General features: G+C 61.7%; 20 protein-coding genes. 6 read left to right on the plus strand and 14 right to left on the minus strand.

The genetic code is table 11. The features are described from left to right. Positions 1 to 4 precede the first annotated feature (4 nt). From J4E53_RS25085 to soxR, 10 genes are all read right to left on the minus strand, one after another. Positions 5 to 898, minus strand: a complete 894-nt coding sequence (locus J4E53_RS25085; RefSeq protein WP_103310692.1) for a metal ABC transporter solute-binding protein, Zn/Mn family — start codon at positions 896 to 898, stop codon at positions 5 to 7. Further along, entirely contained in the window at positions 899 to 1,798 is a 900-nt protein-coding gene (locus J4E53_RS25090) for a metal ABC transporter permease (RefSeq protein ID WP_014339414.1), read from the minus strand. Next, complete coding sequence (locus J4E53_RS25095) at positions 1,798 to 2,550, minus strand: metal ABC transporter ATP-binding protein (RefSeq protein WP_060741356.1); 753 nt, start codon at positions 2,548 to 2,550, stop codon at positions 1,798 to 1,800. Before J4E53_RS25095 ends, J4E53_RS25090 begins: the two co-directional genes overlap by 1 nt. Further along, a complete protein-coding gene (locus J4E53_RS25100) occupies positions 2,547 to 3,476 on the minus strand; it encodes a metal ABC transporter solute-binding protein, Zn/Mn family (RefSeq protein ID WP_060741357.1) in 930 nt (309 codons plus the stop codon). Before J4E53_RS25100 ends, J4E53_RS25095 begins: the two co-directional genes overlap by 4 nt. Before the next feature lie 35 nt (positions 3,477 to 3,511). Then, the gene (locus tag J4E53_RS25105; protein WP_103310694.1) at positions 3,512 to 4,087 is read right to left on the minus strand and encodes a DUF6162 family protein; all 576 of its coding nucleotides are present in this window, start codon (positions 4,085 to 4,087) and stop codon (positions 3,512 to 3,514) included. Beyond that, positions 4,084 to 4,410, minus strand: coding sequence for a hypothetical protein (locus J4E53_RS25110; RefSeq protein ID WP_060741359.1), 327 nt, complete (start codon positions 4,408 to 4,410; stop codon positions 4,084 to 4,086). The genes J4E53_RS25105 and J4E53_RS25110 overlap by 4 nt, the downstream gene beginning before the upstream one ends. After that, positions 4,407 to 4,952, minus strand: a complete 546-nt coding sequence (locus J4E53_RS25115; RefSeq protein WP_060741360.1) for a hypothetical protein — start codon at positions 4,950 to 4,952, stop codon at positions 4,407 to 4,409. The genes J4E53_RS25110 and J4E53_RS25115 overlap by 4 nt, the downstream gene beginning before the upstream one ends. After that, positions 4,949 to 6,163, minus strand: a complete 1,215-nt coding sequence (locus tag J4E53_RS25120) for a PepSY domain-containing protein (RefSeq protein WP_060741361.1) — start codon at positions 6,161 to 6,163, stop codon at positions 4,949 to 4,951. Before J4E53_RS25120 ends, J4E53_RS25115 begins: the two co-directional genes overlap by 4 nt. Positions 6,164 to 6,382: 219 nt before the next feature. Beyond that, positions 6,383 to 6,841, minus strand: coding sequence for a VOC family protein (locus tag J4E53_RS25125; RefSeq protein ID WP_060741362.1), 459 nt, complete (start codon positions 6,839 to 6,841; stop codon positions 6,383 to 6,385). A gap of 108 nt (positions 6,842 to 6,949) precedes the next feature. Then, on the minus strand, positions 6,950 to 7,396 hold the full coding sequence (soxR, locus tag J4E53_RS25130) for a redox-sensitive transcriptional activator SoxR (protein WP_060741363.1): 447 nt from the start codon (positions 7,394 to 7,396) through the stop codon (positions 6,950 to 6,952). A gap of 96 nt (positions 7,397 to 7,492) precedes the next feature. On the opposite strand from soxR, the gene J4E53_RS25135 reads away from it, so the two are divergent. The 5 genes from J4E53_RS25135 (at position 7,493) to J4E53_RS25155 (ending at position 12,139) form a co-directional block, all read left to right on the plus strand. Continuing rightward, the gene (locus tag J4E53_RS25135; RefSeq protein WP_103310695.1) at positions 7,493 to 7,858 is read left to right on the plus strand and encodes an antibiotic biosynthesis monooxygenase; all 366 of its coding nucleotides are present in this window, start codon (positions 7,493 to 7,495) and stop codon (positions 7,856 to 7,858) included. Positions 7,859 to 7,974: 116 nt separating this feature from the next. Next, positions 7,975 to 8,241, plus strand: coding sequence for a hypothetical protein (locus J4E53_RS25140; RefSeq protein WP_053123631.1), 267 nt, complete (start codon positions 7,975 to 7,977; stop codon positions 8,239 to 8,241). Between the two features lie 103 nt (positions 8,242 to 8,344). Beyond that, positions 8,345 to 8,959, plus strand: a complete 615-nt coding sequence (locus J4E53_RS25145) for a LysE family translocator (RefSeq protein WP_103310697.1) — start codon at positions 8,345 to 8,347, stop codon at positions 8,957 to 8,959. A 159-nt stretch (positions 8,960 to 9,118) separates the two neighbouring features. Then, complete coding sequence (locus tag J4E53_RS25150; RefSeq protein WP_103310698.1) at positions 9,119 to 10,285, plus strand: cysteine desulfurase family protein; 1,167 nt, start codon at positions 9,119 to 9,121, stop codon at positions 10,283 to 10,285. Positions 10,286 to 10,330: 45 nt separating this feature from the next. Continuing rightward, a complete protein-coding gene (locus J4E53_RS25155) occupies positions 10,331 to 12,139 on the plus strand; it encodes an aminopeptidase P family protein (protein WP_103310699.1) in 1,809 nt (602 codons plus the stop codon). A 9-nt stretch (positions 12,140 to 12,148) separates the two neighbouring features. Here the strand turns inward: J4E53_RS25155 and J4E53_RS25160 are convergent, their stop codons facing one another. Further along, positions 12,149 to 12,739 (minus strand): 2-hydroxychromene-2-carboxylate isomerase, encoded by a 591-nt coding sequence (locus J4E53_RS25160; RefSeq protein ID WP_103310701.1) that lies wholly within the window; start codon positions 12,737 to 12,739, stop codon positions 12,149 to 12,151. A gap of 34 nt (positions 12,740 to 12,773) precedes the next feature. Next, a complete protein-coding gene (locus J4E53_RS25165) occupies positions 12,774 to 13,502 on the minus strand; it encodes an SDR family oxidoreductase (protein WP_060741370.1) in 729 nt (242 codons plus the stop codon). A gap of 89 nt (positions 13,503 to 13,591) precedes the next feature. Between J4E53_RS25165 and J4E53_RS25170 the strand changes: the two genes are divergently transcribed. Next, complete coding sequence (locus tag J4E53_RS25170) at positions 13,592 to 14,161, plus strand: TetR/AcrR family transcriptional regulator (RefSeq protein ID WP_103310702.1); 570 nt, start codon at positions 13,592 to 13,594, stop codon at positions 14,159 to 14,161. 6 nt (positions 14,162 to 14,167) lie between these two features. Here J4E53_RS25170 and J4E53_RS25175 read toward each other — a convergent pair whose 3' ends face one another. Continuing rightward, positions 14,168 to 14,449, minus strand: a complete 282-nt coding sequence (locus tag J4E53_RS25175) for a hypothetical protein (RefSeq protein ID WP_060741372.1) — start codon at positions 14,447 to 14,449, stop codon at positions 14,168 to 14,170. Positions 14,450 to 14,617: 168 nt separating this feature from the next. Further along, the gene (gene rhtA, locus J4E53_RS25180; protein ID WP_103310704.1) at positions 14,618 to 15,508 is read right to left on the minus strand and encodes a threonine/homoserine exporter RhtA; all 891 of its coding nucleotides are present in this window, start codon (positions 15,506 to 15,508) and stop codon (positions 14,618 to 14,620) included. Positions 15,509 to 15,786 lie beyond the last annotated feature (278 nt).

Consider the following 15,786-nt stretch of genomic DNA (forward strand, 5'->3'; position numbering starts at 1 on the left):
GTTGTCAGCCTCCCGTCAGCGCGGTGACGACCAGCACTGCATTACTTTCCAGCTCCGCCACCGGGTCGTCGGCATCGATGCTGAGCACCAGCAACTGGCTGCCGCCCTCGGCAATGGCTGCCTTCAGCGCATCCGAAGGCTGGCGATGATGGAGCACCAGCGCCACGTCGTTGTCCTTCAACGTCGTACTCAATTGCTTGAGGGTTTCGGCGGTCCATTCGGTATCAGGCCGGGTATCGGTGCTGATGGCGTCCAGGTTGAGCCCGCTGATCAGGTAGCCGAAGTGTTCGCTCAGGCTGACCACGCTCAGGTTATCGGCGCTGGCGAGGCGTTTTTCGCTGTCGGCGCTGAGTTTGAGCAGGCGCTGCTTGAGTGCCGCCAGGTTGGCGTCGATTTTCGGTTTGTCCGCCGGGGCCAGGCGCACCAGGTCGGCGGCGATCACGTCGGCCATGCGCCCCAGGTTATGGCTGGCCATCCATGGCTGGCTCGCCAGGCCGTCGGTGCTGCCCGGTTGCAAGGCGATACCGGGAAGGGCGCCGTCCACCGGGCGTGCGGCATCGACTTCGACGATGCGGATGTTGCTGCGTCGGGCCATGGGGTACAGCGGATCGTCCGGCCATAGCGAGCGCAGGCCGATCACCCCGTCGGCAGCGCTGGCCAGTTTGCTCAAGGCCGGTGCACCACGACCGCTGAAGTAGGCACTCTGGCGGGTGCCGGGCAGATTGGCGGGCGCGGCCCGCTCCAGGCTGACCTCGGTGCCCTTGAGCAACGCTTCGCTCAATCCATAGGTGACTGGCAGCGATGCAAGCAGACGAACCTTTTCGCTGGCGAATGACGAGGTGACGGCCACGCCGCACAACGCGACGGCCAGGGTCAGTTGTCGCAATGAAAAAACCATTTATCCAAGATTCCCTTTGAGGCTGGGGACGACACCGCGGGCGATGGCGCTCAGGGCGAAGGCGATGCCGGCCACCAGGATGATCGCGGCGCCGGACGGGATCGGCAGGTCGAACACAATCGGCGCGAGGATCCCGCACAAAGTGCTGACGGTGGCGATCAGCACTGAACACCAGAAAAAGCCTTTCAATGATTGACTGAGCAGGCGCGCCGCCGCAGCGGGGATCACCAGCAACGCGCCCACCAGAATGGCACCGATGACTTTCACCGCCGCCACGGTGATCAGCGTCACCAGGACCACGAACAGGTAGTCCAGGGTCTTGACCGCCACCCCGCGCACCGCCGCCAGTTGCGGGTTGAAGCTGGCGAGCATGATGCGGTTGTACAGCGGCAAGGCCAGGGCCATCACCAGCGAGCCGACCACCGCCAGCACCAGCAGGTCATTGCCATTGACCGTCAGCACCGAGCCGAACAATACGTTTTCCAGAATGTGCACATTGATCTTGCCCGCCAGGATCAACAGCAGGCTGGCGCCCAGGGCCAGGGACACCGACAGGAAGACGCCGATCAGCGTATCGGGCGCCAGGCCGGTGCGGTTGCGCAGGTAATTGAGCAGGATGCCAAACAACAGGCAGTAGCCGAACAGGCTGCCGTAAGGCCCGGTGTAGGGTTCGCCGAGCAGGATACCGATGGCCACGCCGGTGAGCGCCGCATGGCCCACCGCCTCGGAAAAAAACGCGAAGCGCTTGACCACCACCAGCGTGCCGAGGCCGCCCAGCACCGGGCCGATCAACAGCCCGGCCAACAACGCATTGACCACGAACCCATAGGCCAGCGCTTCAGGCAGGTAACCGGCCGAGGCCCAACCCTGGACCATCAAGCGAAAGGCTTCATAACTCATCAGGCCGCGCTCCCGTTCGTGCGTGGATGGGTGGAAAACAGCGTCAGCAGCCGCTCCGGGGTCAAGGTCTGGCGTGGCGGACCGTCGAACAGCACGCGGCGATTCAGGCCGGTGACACGGTCGGCCAGGCGCCCGACGGCTTCCAGGTCATGTTCGATCCACAGCACGGTGATCCCGGCCTGGCGCCAGTCCTGCAGCAGCCGTTCGAACACCTGGATACCGGCCTCGTCCAGGGCCGACATCGGTTCATCCAGCACCAGCAATTGCGGCGAGGGAATCAACCCCTGGGCCAGCAACACCCGCTGGCGCTCGCCGCCGGACAGCGCGCCCATGCGCCGCTTGCGCTTGTCCTGCATGCCGACCCGCTCCAGGGCCTGGCCGATGGCGCCGGCGTAATGCTTGCTCAAGCCGAGAAAGGCCGGCCGCCGCTGACACATCGCCGCCATGAAATCGTCCACGGTCATGGGCAGGCCCCGGTCGAATTCCAACGCCTGGGGTACGTAGCCGATCACCCCGGGGTCGGCCGGCCATTGCAGGCTCAAGCGTCCCTGGTGCGGCATCTGCCCCAGCAAGGTCTTGATCAGCGAACTCTTGCCGCCGCCATTGGGACCGACCAGGGCATGGATGCTGCCGGGTTCCACCTGAAAGGCCACGTTGTCGAGAATGGTGGTACGTCCCAGGTTCAGGCTGACCTCGGCGAACTCGATCAAGGGGCCGACGCGTTGCAGGGTGAGGGGTTCCTGGACGGTCATGCGCCGGACTCCTGGATCGCCCGGACCACGGTGTCGAGGTTGCCGGCCATTTCCTTTTCGTACTTCTCGGCGCTGTAGTCGCCGTAGGAAATGTGCGAGAGCGGGTACAGCTTCACGCCTGACTCACGTTGGATGGTATCGACGTAGGTGGAGGGGAAATCCATCTCCGAGAAGATCACCTTCACGTCCAGCTCCCGCAGTTGGTCGATGGTTTTCTTCAATTGGCTGGGGCTCGGTTCGATGCCATGGGCCGGCTCGACCACGGCGGTCACTTCCAGGCCGAATTCGCGCAACAGGTAGTCATAGGCGGCGTGCACCGTGGCGACCCGCAATTCGGCATTGGGGGCCTGGGTCAGCTTCGCCAGGGCGGCGGCGCGCATCTGCCGCAGGCGCTTGCCATAGGCGCGGGCGTTCTGGGTATAGGCCTTGGCGTTGTCCGGGTCGAGCTTGCCCAGTTCCCGGGCGATGTTATTGACCTGGGCGATGGAGGCGCTGATGGACAGGAAGGTGTGCGGGTTCACGACCTTGCCCGCGCCTCGGGCCGCCGTGCCGGTGGCGGCCAGCAGGGGCACGTTTTCGTTGGCCTCGATCACTTTGACGTTCGGGGTTTCGCTGGCGGCGATCATGCGGTCGGCGAAGTCGTCATGGCCCACGCCGTTGAGCACGATCACGTCGAGGCCGCTGATGCGCTTGATGTCCTCGGCCCGTGGTTCATAGGCGTGGGGGTTGAAACCGGCCGGGATCAGCGGCACGACCTCGGCCTTGTCGCCGACGATGTTGGCTACGTAGCTGTAATACGGGTGCAAGGTGATGCCAATGCGCAGGCGCTTGGCTGTTTCGGCGCTCACCGGCGAGGTGAACAGGCAGGCCAGCAGGCCGATCAACAGCAAGCGCAGCAAGGGTCGGCGTTGAGATGCAATAGGCATGGGCAAACGGTCTTCTCTCGAATGAGGGCGTGGGGTCAGTGCCGGTGCTGGCGGGTTACGCCGGCATCGAATTGCGCGACGATCTGTTGCCAGCCGGCGGCGGACAAAGCCGCATCGTCCAGCGCGGAGGGCGTCGCGAGGCCAGTGCCGCGGTTGAGCCAGATGTCCGGGGCGGCGTCGGACGTTTCGCCGATGCGCATCAGAAACGAACCGGCCACCGACGGATTGGCACTGGCGCCGAAGTAGGCCTGGTCCTGCAGTTGTTGCCAGGCGTGGCCGCCCCGGCTGACGGAACTGGCGTCCTGGGCGAACGGCGCGAAGCCTTCTTCGGCCAGGGTTGGCGGACTGGGCAGGCTGGGTTGGTCTTCGCGCAGCAAGCGGATTTCATCCAGGGTCACCCGCAGGTCGGCATAGATGCCTTGCTCGGCGGCGCTGAGGTCGCGGCGGGCGTCGAGCTGGTTCGAGGCCAGGTGAGGCGTGTCCTCGGCCTTTCCATGCCAGGCCACCACGGACCCGGCCACCAGCACGATGACCAGGCACAACAGCAACACATACAGGGTTTCATGGCCCGCGCCGGCGGGGCGGATGACTTGAGTCGTGGCGTTGCTCATGGGGCCTCGATGTCGGCTTGGTCGATTTCCACCACGTGGCCGGGGCCGGCGTCGAAGAGCACGTAGAATTCAGCGTTCGGTTTCTTGAAGGTCAGCTTCGAGTCGGCGCCGAGCTTGCCCGGGACGAGGATGGTTTCGTCATAACCGATCACGTCCAGGGTCACTCCGGGTGCGCCGCTGCCGTCGGAAAAACCGCCGGTGCATTGGATCTGCTCGGCGTCGATGGCCTTGCACTCGCACATCGGGTTGTGGGCCAGGACGCTGGTGCTTGCGCCTGCGCAGAACAGCAGCGCCAGGCCCTTGGATAAAGCGCGGAAGGTCATGGTTTGGGTCCTTGGTTCTTCAGCCAGGCGAGGGTGGCCGGGGAGGCCTGGCTCAGGGGAATGGAGGCCTGGTGCATCGAACCGTCCCAACCCTCGAGGGTTATCCACAGTTCGGCATCGGGCTGGGTCTTTGGCGGGACCGGCAACAAGGCGCCCATGCGATAGGGCGAGCCAAAGAAAATCACCCCGGCGGCCCGCAGGCTACGAGGCTTGCCGATGCGCAGGTAGGTGGCCTTGACCTGGCCGATACAGCTCTGGCACAGGGCCGCGTTGAAGTGCTTCATCGGCCCGGCGGGCCCTTCGGTCCGTGGGGCTTCGTTGCGAAACTCCGCCAGGCGCAGGCTCCAGGGACCGACCTGGACTTCGCCGATGTCCCGCTCGCCAAGCCCTGCATCGCCGCGGAACAGGGCGGCTTCGGAGAGGTATTTGGGCATGAATCCCAGGGGAATCAGCAGCAACAACACGTTGAGATGGAAGCGCCATTTATGCCAGAACAGGCTCAGGCGTGACGGTGATGATGAAGCGGTATTGGACGGGTTCACAGGCTGCCCTCCGACGATTCACGGTGGACGGACGGTTGCAGTGCCTGCGCGATTCGGGCGCCGCGGGTGGGTTTCTGGCTTCGCTTGAAGGCATTGGCGGTGGCCAGGGCCGTGCGTTTGGTCCAGATCAGCAGCCCGCTGAGGACCATCATGCTCAGGATCAGACCGAAGAAAAACCAGATGAGCTTGATCCAGAGGCCGCCGAAGTCCCCGGTGTGCAAGGGCCGCATGGATTCGGTGACGAACTCCAGGGTCGTGCGGTCCGACAGCAACCGGGAGGCGGCCACGTCGCCGTTGTAGGGATTGATGGTGGCGGTCTGGAACATCAGCGGATACCACCCGCGGCCACCGATTTCCAGATGGCTGTAGGCATTGCCGGGCAGGCTGATGAAACTCGCTTCCAGTCCCGGGATGCGTTGCTGGGCGATTTCGATGGCCCGGTCCAGGTTCAACTGCGGTGGCGCCTGGCCGTCAACGGCCAACGGCACGTTTTCACGGGCCACCACCGGGATGACCGGTTCGCTGGAAATGGAGATCTGGTTGTCGCCCAGCAAGGCCTGGATCAGGAACCAGGTGCCGGTGACGGAGATGACCGCGATGAACCAGATCGACCAGATACCGCTGAGCCGGTGGAAATCACCCCAGAAAATCCGTGCGCCATGGCGAATCCGCAGGGTCGGACGAAAGAAGCCTTTCCAGAAACGCTTGTAGACCACCAGCCCGGTCACCAGGGACGCGAGCAAGGGCAGGCCCAGGAACGACACCAGGTACCAGCCCCAACTGTAGCCATTGGTGAACGGCACCAGCCACCAGCCATGCAGGGCGCGGGTGAAGGCCTGGAAATTGAATGTCGGCGCCGAGCCCTGGATGACGCCGCTGTACGGGTTGACGTAGACCGTGTCGGGGCGTCCGTCGGGGTAGGTCACGCCGACTTCCAGCGCAAAATGCGACTCGTCCGGACGGATGATGCTTTGCACCTGGGTTTGCGGCTGGGCCTGCTTGATCGCGGCGATCACCTGGTCATAGCTGAGCGACGTGGCCTCGTCCGAAGGCTTGTTGGCCCGCATGTCGGGGTTGGCCAGCCAGACGATCTCCTGGCTGACCACCGCCAGGGTGCCGGTGACGCAGACGATGAGCACGAAGAACCAGATGGGCAATGCCAGCCAGCTATGGACCAGGAACCAGAGTTTGGAGCGGGATTTCTTCGACATGATTGAACGTCTTGATTCGATGAAAGGTTCCGTATTGCGGGCTTTGCAACACCGTGAACCCAAAAAGGCAGGCCGTGGCTTTTGCCGACGCGGCCTGCTGCATCTAATTAAGACGAACGAGCGAGCAGAATCCCGAAAGGGAAGTTGAAAGAAAATGTTTCGCGTTTAGTTTCAGTGTCTTCTGTGGCTAGGGAGCGGGGCCCCTAGCCACAGACACGGTCAGCCCTGTTGAAACATCTCCCTGGCCCGTTGCTCGATCTGGTCCTGGCTCAGATCTTCCTTGTGCGTCGCGAGGAACCACAGATGCCCATAGGGATCCTTCAGGGTGCCGCTGCGATCTCCGTAGAACTGGTCCTTGACCTCGGAAATCACCGTGCCGCCGGCGGCAATGGCCTGGGCAAATGCGCTGTCCACGTCCTCGACATATAAATGCAGGCCGACCGATGGCGATTGGTCCGGATTGCTCAAGGGGCCTTGATCGCAAGGCGTGCCAAGCATGATCGGATAACCGTTGATCCGCAGCTCGGCATGGCCGATGCCCCCGTCGGGCATGGCCAGGCGCATGACCTCGGTGGCATTGAAGGCCTTTTTGTAGAAGTCGATGGCTTCGGCAGCTTTTTGAATGCCCAGGTAGGGCGTGATGTTATGGAAACCTTCGGGAATGGCATTGACGCCCATGACGTTTCTCCTTTTGTAGGGAGGCGAAGAGAGTCTTCGTCGATTTGCGCTCCTCCACTATAGGCCAGCGACCCTGGCTGGACGCAGGGGCCGACGAACGCTTCAAGGCTATTCCAGCAGATGAGCCCCCGGCCCGCGTTGGCCGAGTACGTCGCCCTGGTTGCGCAGCGGACAAGCTTCCATCGACAGGCATCCGCAGCCGATGCAACCGTTGAGTCGATCACGCAGCGCCACCAACTGGTTGATGCGTTCGTCCAGGTCCCGGCTCCACTGCGCCGACAAGGTTTGCCAGTCGGCGGCCGTCGGGGCGCGGTTGTCTGGCAGGTTGTTCAACGCCTCGCCGATTTCCGCCAACGGAATGCCCAGGCGCTGGGCGACCTTGATCAGTGCCACGCGACGCAATACCGCCCGTGGGTAACGACGTTGGTTACCCGGGTTGCGCGTGCTTTTGATCAGCCCCTTGGACTCGTAGAAGTGCAGGGCCGTGACCGCCACGCCGCTGCGGGCGGCCACTTGGCCGACGGTGAGTTCCTTGTGGATATCGATCTGCGCCATCGTTTCAATTCACTGCTTGACCTCAAGTTAACTAGAGGTTTTACCCTGCACGCCTTCGGATCGCAAGATTCGCCTGACCTGCATAGGGGACCTTTCATGCAATCGACAAGGAACAATCGCAGTTTCACCCAACTGATGGAATTCGACATCGAACCTCAATGGCAGCAGGCGCTGGTAACCGCCTTGTCGGAACAGACCGAGCGCCTGGCCAGGGACCACCAGGGGTTCCTGAGTGCCAGTATCCAGGCCAGCGACGATGGTCGACGCGTGCTCAACTATTTGCAGTGGCAGACCCGCGAGGCAGGCGAGGCGGCACTTCGAAGTGTCGAAAAGGGCGAGCAGGGCTTCTGGCGGCTGATCCAGGCTCACCGCGCCAAGGCCGTGACGTTCGCTTCGTTCCAGGTGTTGCGCAATATCGAGCGCAGCCTGGACAACGCGCTGCATTGCCAGTTGGTCGATTAAGCGCAACGGCTGATCCAGGCAGGCAATACCCACTATCGAGAGGGTTGATTTCTGCCGCGCAGGACCGGCGGGTAGCCTTTGTTCATCGCCCAACCCCAGAACACCGGACACCCGCCATGAACCGTACCTTTGCCGTTTTGTTGCTCTTGACCGCCACCCTCCTGGGCGGCTGCGCCAGCTCTTCCCCGGAACTGCGCCCCTACACCGCCGACGAGACCCGCGAGCTGGCCCTTGAAGCCTTGAATCGCCGTGGCCTTTCATTCGAGGAATATCACGCGAAAAAAGCCGAGCTGCTTGGCTCGTCGCAGAAAAACGTGGGGTTCGACGATCAGGGCCAGATGAGTGCCGAGCAGGTCGTGCAACAGCCTGGCCGGTCTAGCTGAGGGACTGTACCGCTCAAAGTTTTGCCCAACTGTCCGTGGGTTTGGGTCTGGACGTGGGGTAGGGTCATGACTTGACTGACCGCCCCTGATGGACTGACCTGACATGACCCTTTCGCTTGACCTGCTGCTGGGCTTCGCCCTGTTTGCCCTGGTGACTTCGATCACGCCAGGTCCTAACAACACCATGTTGTTGGCCTCGGGTGTGAATTTCGGTTTCAACCGCACCATTCCGCACATGCTGGGTATTACCTGCGGCTTCTTTTCCCTGGTGCTGGCGGTGGGCCTTGGCCTGGGCGCGGTGTTCCAGACTTATCCACTGCTCTATACCGCGTTGCGCTACATCGGCGCGGCGTACCTGTTGTACCTGGCGTGGAAAATAGCCCATTCCGGCCCGGTTTCGGACAGCCAGCCGGGGAACAATACGCCGATCAGCTATTGGGGCGCAGCGGCGTTCCAATGGGTCAATCCCAAGGCCTGGATCATGGCCATCGGCGCCATCAGTACCTACACGCCCCTCCAGGGTTATTTCTTCAATGTGCTGGTGATTGCGGCGGTGTTTGCCTTGATCAATCTGCCAAGCGTGAGCCTGTGGGTGGTGTGCGGCAGCCTGTTGCGCAACCTGTTGCGTGATCGTCGCTGGCTGCGCATGTTCAACTGGGGCATGGCGCTGTTGTTGGTCGCTTCTATGTATCCGTTGTTGCTCGAAAGCATCAGTTGAGGGCTGAGCTTCGAGGCGATGCCTGCTAAGCTCGCTGTTCAGGAGCGTTCCTACGCACTTTTAAATGAAGTCCGACTTCTTTAAGGTCTTTGATCAGGTATTGCTTGTCTCGAACCCAACGAGGGCGCCTGATCCCGGAGCAGGCTCTGCGAGTTTCCTATGAATAAACGTCCTTTGTATTTCGATTACGCCGCCACCACGCCGGTGGATGAGCGGGTTATCCGGGTCATGGTCGAGTGTCTGGGTTTTGACGGCAACTTCGGCAACCCGGCGTCCAGTTCCCATGCCTTCGGCCAGGAGGCCCGGTGCTCGGTGGAGCGTGCCCGCCAGCAGGTGGCGCAATTGGTGGGGGCCCAGCCCGAACAGATCGTCTGGACTTCCGGCGCCACCGAATCCAACAACCTGGCCCTCAAGGGTGTGGCCCAGGCACGCAGTGGTTCCGCCGGCCATGTCATCACCAGCCTGATCGAGCACAAGGCGATTCTCGATACAGCGCGCCAGCTCGAGGAAAGTGGCGTCGCGGTTACCTGGCTGGCACCGGACGCCGAGGGCCTGATCAGCCCGCAAGCGGTTCGCGAGGCGTTGCGCGAAGACACGTTCCTGGTCTCGCTGATGCTGGTGAACAACGAGCTGGGCACCGTCAACGACATCATCGCCATTGGCGAGATCGTTCGCGAGCACGCTGCGTTGTTCCATGTGGACGCGGCCCAGGGCGCAGGCAAGGTGCAGATCGACCTGTCTCGCTGGCCGGTGGACCTGATGTCTTTTTCCGCGCATAAAATCTACGGCCCCAAGGGCATCGGTGCGCTCTACGTCGGCGACCGTGCCCGGTCACGGCTAGCGGCGCAGATCCATGGCGGTGGACATGAGGGCGGTTTGCGCTCCGGAACCCTGGCGACCCACCAGATTGCAGCCATGGGCGCCGCATTCGAACTGGCAGCCGCGGCATTCGACGAAGAGCTCGCTAAAATCGCCCGGTTGCGCAATCGTTTGCTCGAGCCGCTGCTGGCGTTGCCTGGTGTGCGTATAAACGGCAGTGCGAGCCGCCGGATTCCCCACACGTTGAGCCTGACGTTCAACGAAGGTGAGTTCAACTCGGCGACATTGGGCGCATCGATTGCATTTTCCGCGACCTCGGCCTGCAATTCGGCGCACAACACCCCGTCCCACGTGCTGCTGGCCCTGGGGCACGACGCCCGTGCGGCCGGGCGGACCATCCGCTTGAGCCTGGGGCGCTTTACCACCGAGCAGGATATCGACGAGGCGGTGCGGCTGATCAAGGCGGCGTGCGCGACTGCGCCGGCGTTCTGGGCCACGACCCCATAAGCCGAATTCGGCATCGAACAACAATATCAATGAGCAGGAGAAACAATGAGCACCGAGCCTTTGCCCCATGGACTGGTTCCCCAGCGCCTGGCCCGAATCCGCCAACTGATGAGCCGCGAGGGTATTCACGCGTTGCTGGTGCCATCGGCCGACCCGCACCTGTCTGAATACCTGCCGGGCTATTGGCAGGGGCGGCAATGGTTGTCGGGGTTCCATGGTTCGGTGGGTACCTTGATCGTGACCGGCAGTTTCGCCGGCGTCTGGGCCGACAGCCGTTACTGGGAGCAGGCCACCAAGGAGCTGGAGGGCAGTGGTATCGAGCTGGTCAAGCTGATTCCAGGCCAGCCCGGTCCCCTGGACTGGCTGGCCGAACAAACGCCTGAAGGCGCAGTGGTTGCGGTCGACGGTGCGGTCATGGCCGTGGCATCGGCCCGCACCCTGGGCGGCAAGCTCGCCGAACGCGGCGCGCGGTTGCGCACCGACATCGACCTGCTCAAGGACGTCTGGACCGATCGCCCAGGCTTGCCGGATCAACCGGTCTACGCCCATTTGCCGCCCCAGGCGACCGTCAGCCGGGTCGAAAAACTCGCCAAGCTGCGCGAATCCCTCCAGGAGCGTGGTGCCGACTGGCATTTCATCGCCACGCTGGATGACATCGCCTGGTTGTTCAACCTGCGCGGAGCAGATGTGTCGTTCAACCCCGTGTTCGTTTCCTTTGCCTTGATCAGCCAGCAGCAAGCAACGCTGTTCGTGGCCCTGGACAAGGTTGACGCAGCGCTGCGTGCGGTTCTGGAGCAGGACGGCGTGACCCTGCGCGATTACAGCGAAGCCGCCGCCGCGTTGCGCGAAGTGCCGGACGGCGCGAATCTGCAGGTCGACCCAGCGCGGGTGACGGTCGGCTTGCTGGATAACCTGGGCAGTGGCGTGAAGCTGATCGAAGGTCTCAATCCAACGACGTTGGCCAAGTCCCGTAAAAGCCTGGCCGACGCCGAGCACATCCGTCGGGCCATGGAGCAGGACGGCGCGGCGCTCTGTGAATTCTTCGCCTGGCTGGAAGGGGCCTGGGGGAGCGAGCGTATCACCGAGTTGACCATCGACGAGCACCTGACTGCCGCCCGCACACGTCGGCCGGATTTCGTCTCCCTGAGCTTCAATACCATCGCCGCCTTTAACGCCAACGGCGCGATGCCCCATTACCATGCCACGCAAGAGGCCCATGCCGTCATCGAAGGTGATGGCCTGTTGCTGATCGATTCCGGGGGCCAGTACTTGGGGGGCACCACTGACATCACCCGCATGGTGCCGGTCGGAACGCCCACCGCCGAGCAGAAACGTGACTGCACCCGTGTGCTCAAGGGTGTGATTGCCCTGTCCCGGGCCAAGTTTCCGCGGGGCATTCTTTCGCCCTTGCTGGATGCCATCGCCCGTGCGCCGATCTGGGCGGAGCAGGTCGATTACGGCCACGGTACCGGCCATGGTGTCGGCTATTTCCTCAATGTCCACGAAGGCCCGCAGGTGATTGCCTATCAAGCCGCTGCCGCGCCGCAAACGGCGATGCAGGCCGGCATGATCACCTCGATCGAGCCGGGCACTTATCGTCCCGGCCGCTGGGGTGTGCGCATCGAGAACCTGGTGTTGAATCGCGAAGCCGGAAGCAGCGAGTTCGGCGAGTTCCTTGAGTTCGAAACCCTCACGCTGTGCCCGATCGACACCCGTTGCCTGGAGCCTTCGCTGCTGACCCAGGACGAAAAAGACTGGTTCAACGCCTACCACGCCGAGGTTCAGCGTCGATTGAGCCCGTTGCTGGACGGTGACGCACTGCAGTGGCTCAACACCCGGACGATAGCGATTTGAGGTAGAGCATCAGGCGAGGGCTTCACGGACGAAGTCCAGCCGATCCTGGCCGAAGAACAGCTCGTCACCGACAAACATGCTCGGGGCACCGAACACGCCTCGTCCGATGGCGTCTTCGGTGGCGCTCTTGAGTGCTTGCTTGACCTGCTCGTCGTTCGTCAGGGCCAGCACATGGTCGGCGTCGAAACCGCCTTCGTTCAGGACAGCTGCGACAGTCGCTGGGTCATTGAGGTTGCGGGCCTCCACCCAAAAGGCGCGGAACAGGCAATCGACGAAGGCCTCGAAGCGTTCGGGATGGCGCAGTTGCATGGCGGTCACCGCGCGCATCAGCAGCAATGTGTTGACGGGGAAGTATGGATTGAACTGGAAGGCGACGCCGTAGCGCTTGGCGAAGCGATTCAGATCCTTGAACAGGTAAGGGTTCTTGGCTGGCACTGTCGCCGGTGATGCGTTGCCGGTTGCCTTGAAGACGCCGCCCAATAACATCGGACGATAGATCAACTGGCTGTTTGTCTGCGCGCACAGCGCCGGCAACTGGGTATAGGCCAGGTACGTGGTCGGGCTGCCGAGATCGAAGTAAAACTCCACTGATTTGCTCATGGTACCTGCTCTCTTGTCGTTGTGAGGGGAGGGCTTACCAGCGTTCATTCCAGGGGCGCAGGTCCAGCTCGAAGGTCCAGGCGTCGCGAGGTTGGCTGTGCAGATACCAGTAGTTGTCGGCGATGTGTTCAGGATTCAGGATGCCGTCCTGATCCTTGGTGGCATATTTTTCCGGGAAATGATCGCGGATGAAGTCGGTGTCGATGGCGCCATCCACCACCACATGGGCCACATGAATATTCAGCGGCCCCAGCTCCCGGGCCATGCTTTGGGCCAGTGCGCGGATGCCATGTTTGGCGCCTGCGAATGCAGCGAACCCCGAAGCGCCGCGCAATCCCGCCGTCGCCCCGGTAAACAGGATGGTTCCGCGTTGGCGCTTGACCATGCGCTTGGCCACTTCCCGTGCATTGAGAAAACCTGAGAAACAGGCCATCTCCCAAATCTTGAAGTACTTGCGTGCGGTTTCTTCGAGGATGCTGCAGGGGACGTTGGCGCCGATGTTGAACACAAAGGCTTCGATCGGGCCGATCTGGTTCTCGATTTGCTCGATGAGTGCAATCACATCGTCTTCTTTACGTGCATCACAGGCAAACCCGTGGGCTTCGCCGCCTTGAGCGCGGATTCCATCCACAAGCGGCTGGAGTTTGTCAGCGCTGCGACGGGTAACACAGGCCACGAAACCTTCCTGCGCAAAGCGTTTGGCAATCGCTCCGCCGGTGGCATCGCCCGCGCCAACAACCAGTACGACCTTCTTATTATTCATGGTCAGCCTCATGGGTAAACGATCGTTAACTAAACGGACGTTATGCTAAGGTCCGGCAAGCGTCAAGGTGAGCAATCAGGGGCAGGACCATGCGTTATTCAGCCAATCACAAAATGGAAACCCGCGAGAAACTGCTCGCCAGCAGTGCCGTGTCCGCCAAGAAATCCGGTTTCTCTACGGTCGGTGTCGACGGCCTGATGAAAGCGATCGGGTTGAGTGGCGGTGCGTTCTATAGCCACTTCTCGTCCAAGGATGAGCTTTTCAAGGCCATTGTTGAGCGGGAGTTGGCTCAAAGCCTGGATCGCTTGAGCGGCGACGGCGCCATGGACTCGATGAAACTGGAGCGCTGCCTCAAGCAGTACTTGAGCATGAGCCATGTCGAGCAGCCCGAGGCAGGATGTGCGTTACCGGTACTGGGCGCTGAGATCGCACGATCGGATGTCCAGGTGAAGGAGGCGGCGCAAACATGGATCTGTCGTTTGCACGAAAACTGGGCACGGATATTGGGAAGCGACAGCCTGGCCTGGGCCATTCTGTCTCAATGCGTGGGGGCGTTGGTTGTCGCGCGGATGCTGGTCACGCCGCAGGTCCAGCGTGATGTCCTCAAGTCCAGCCATGAGGAAATCAGTCGTCGAATCGCCGAACAGGGGCTTGGCTAAGCTGATCTATTTGCAGATGACGATCATGCTGCGACTGGTATAGCCGGCGGGATTGAGCCCGAAGGGATAATCCCCTGGTTCTTCGACGGCGTCGCCGGACTTGGCAATGACCTTGTAACTCTTGGGAGCACATGAATTGGCGGCACTGGCAGCGCACTGGTCCCAGGATGAGGACAGGCCGGAGCAATTGATGTGAAGACCCTTTTTGCCGCGTTTGACTTCACTTTTCGATGTTGCCGCACAGCCCGCTATTGCAAGTACGGCGATCAGTATCAAAATTCGTTTCATTCCCGTCCTTATGACCGCCGCGGATCTTATGTCTGCGTGCGATCGTGTGCGCTCTTGCTTGAAGCGTTCATGACGTCCTGTATGAAAAAATCCATGTCTGGCATTAGGTTACTGGCCTAAACATGGCCTAAATGCGCGGCAAATGCCAGACCTTCGTTAAATCCCGATTCAATCTACCGCGACAGCAGGCTTTGCGGTGCTGGCCATGGTCAGCGTTGCGCCCACCGACGCGAGGATGATGCAGGTAATGGCCATCCACTGGGCCAGGGGCAAGTACTCCTGGAGAAAGACGAGCCCCGACAAGGCCGCGATTGCCGGTTCGACGCTCATCAAGGTGCCGAAGGTGCGGGCAGGCATTCGAGTCAGGGCGATCATTTCCAGTGTGTAGGGCAGGGCTGTGGACAGGATGGCGACGCCGAGGGCGATTGGAATCAGGCTCGGTGTGAGCAGTGCGGCGCCGGCGTGGACAATGCCGATAGGTGCGACGAACAGGGCCGCGATCATGACGCCCAGTGCTGCGGTCTGCACGCCATTGTCCGCTCCGGCTTTCTGACCAAACAGGATGTACAACGCCCAGCAGACACCGGCACCCAGCGCGTAGCCGGCGCCAACCAGATCGATACCGGCACTGGTCGCGCCGGTCGGTATGAGTAGCAGCAGGCCAACCACTGCCAAGGCAATCCAGAGAAAGTCGATCGCCCGGCGGGAGGCGTAAATGGCGACTGCCAGAGGCCCGGTAAATTCCAACGCCACGGCAATGCCCAGTGGAACGGTGCGAACTGACATATAGAAGAGGAAGTTCATACCGCCCAGTGCCATGCCGTAAACGATCACCGTGCGCAGGGATTGGCCGGTGAGCTTGGCGCGCCAGGGGCGTAGCATCAACAGCATGATGAGGCTGGCAAAAATGAGGCGCAGCGTCGTAGTGCCTTGTGCACCCACTATCGGGAACATGCTTTTGGCGAGGGAGGCTCCTGCTTGAATGGAAGCCATGGCTATCAATAGCAAGGCAACCGGGTACAGGGTGGAGGCCAGGCTGCGATGTGGGGGGAGCGTCATTACGAAGTGTCGTCCAGAATAAAGGCGGGGGGAGGCTGCGTTGAGCAGTATATTGCGCATGTGCAGCGATTCCGTCTATATACCGGGCATATTTAAGTGTCATGTCGGGCTGTAGATAGAAAAATCAAATTAAGGGTTGACGGCAAATTCTGGACGTCTATAATTCGCCCCACTTCCGGCGCAGTCGAAACGGAAAACTCCTTGAGATTCAACGAGTTAAGTAGGTTTCGAAGGTGCAGGGCTTCAGTTCATCGAAGCCAGGAAGGAGCAGATAGAGT

This window comes from Pseudomonas sp. FW305-28 (genome assembly GCF_017351395.1).
In the GTDB taxonomy this organism is placed as follows: Bacteria; Pseudomonadota; Gammaproteobacteria; order Pseudomonadales; family Pseudomonadaceae; genus Aquipseudomonas; species Aquipseudomonas fluorescens_AA.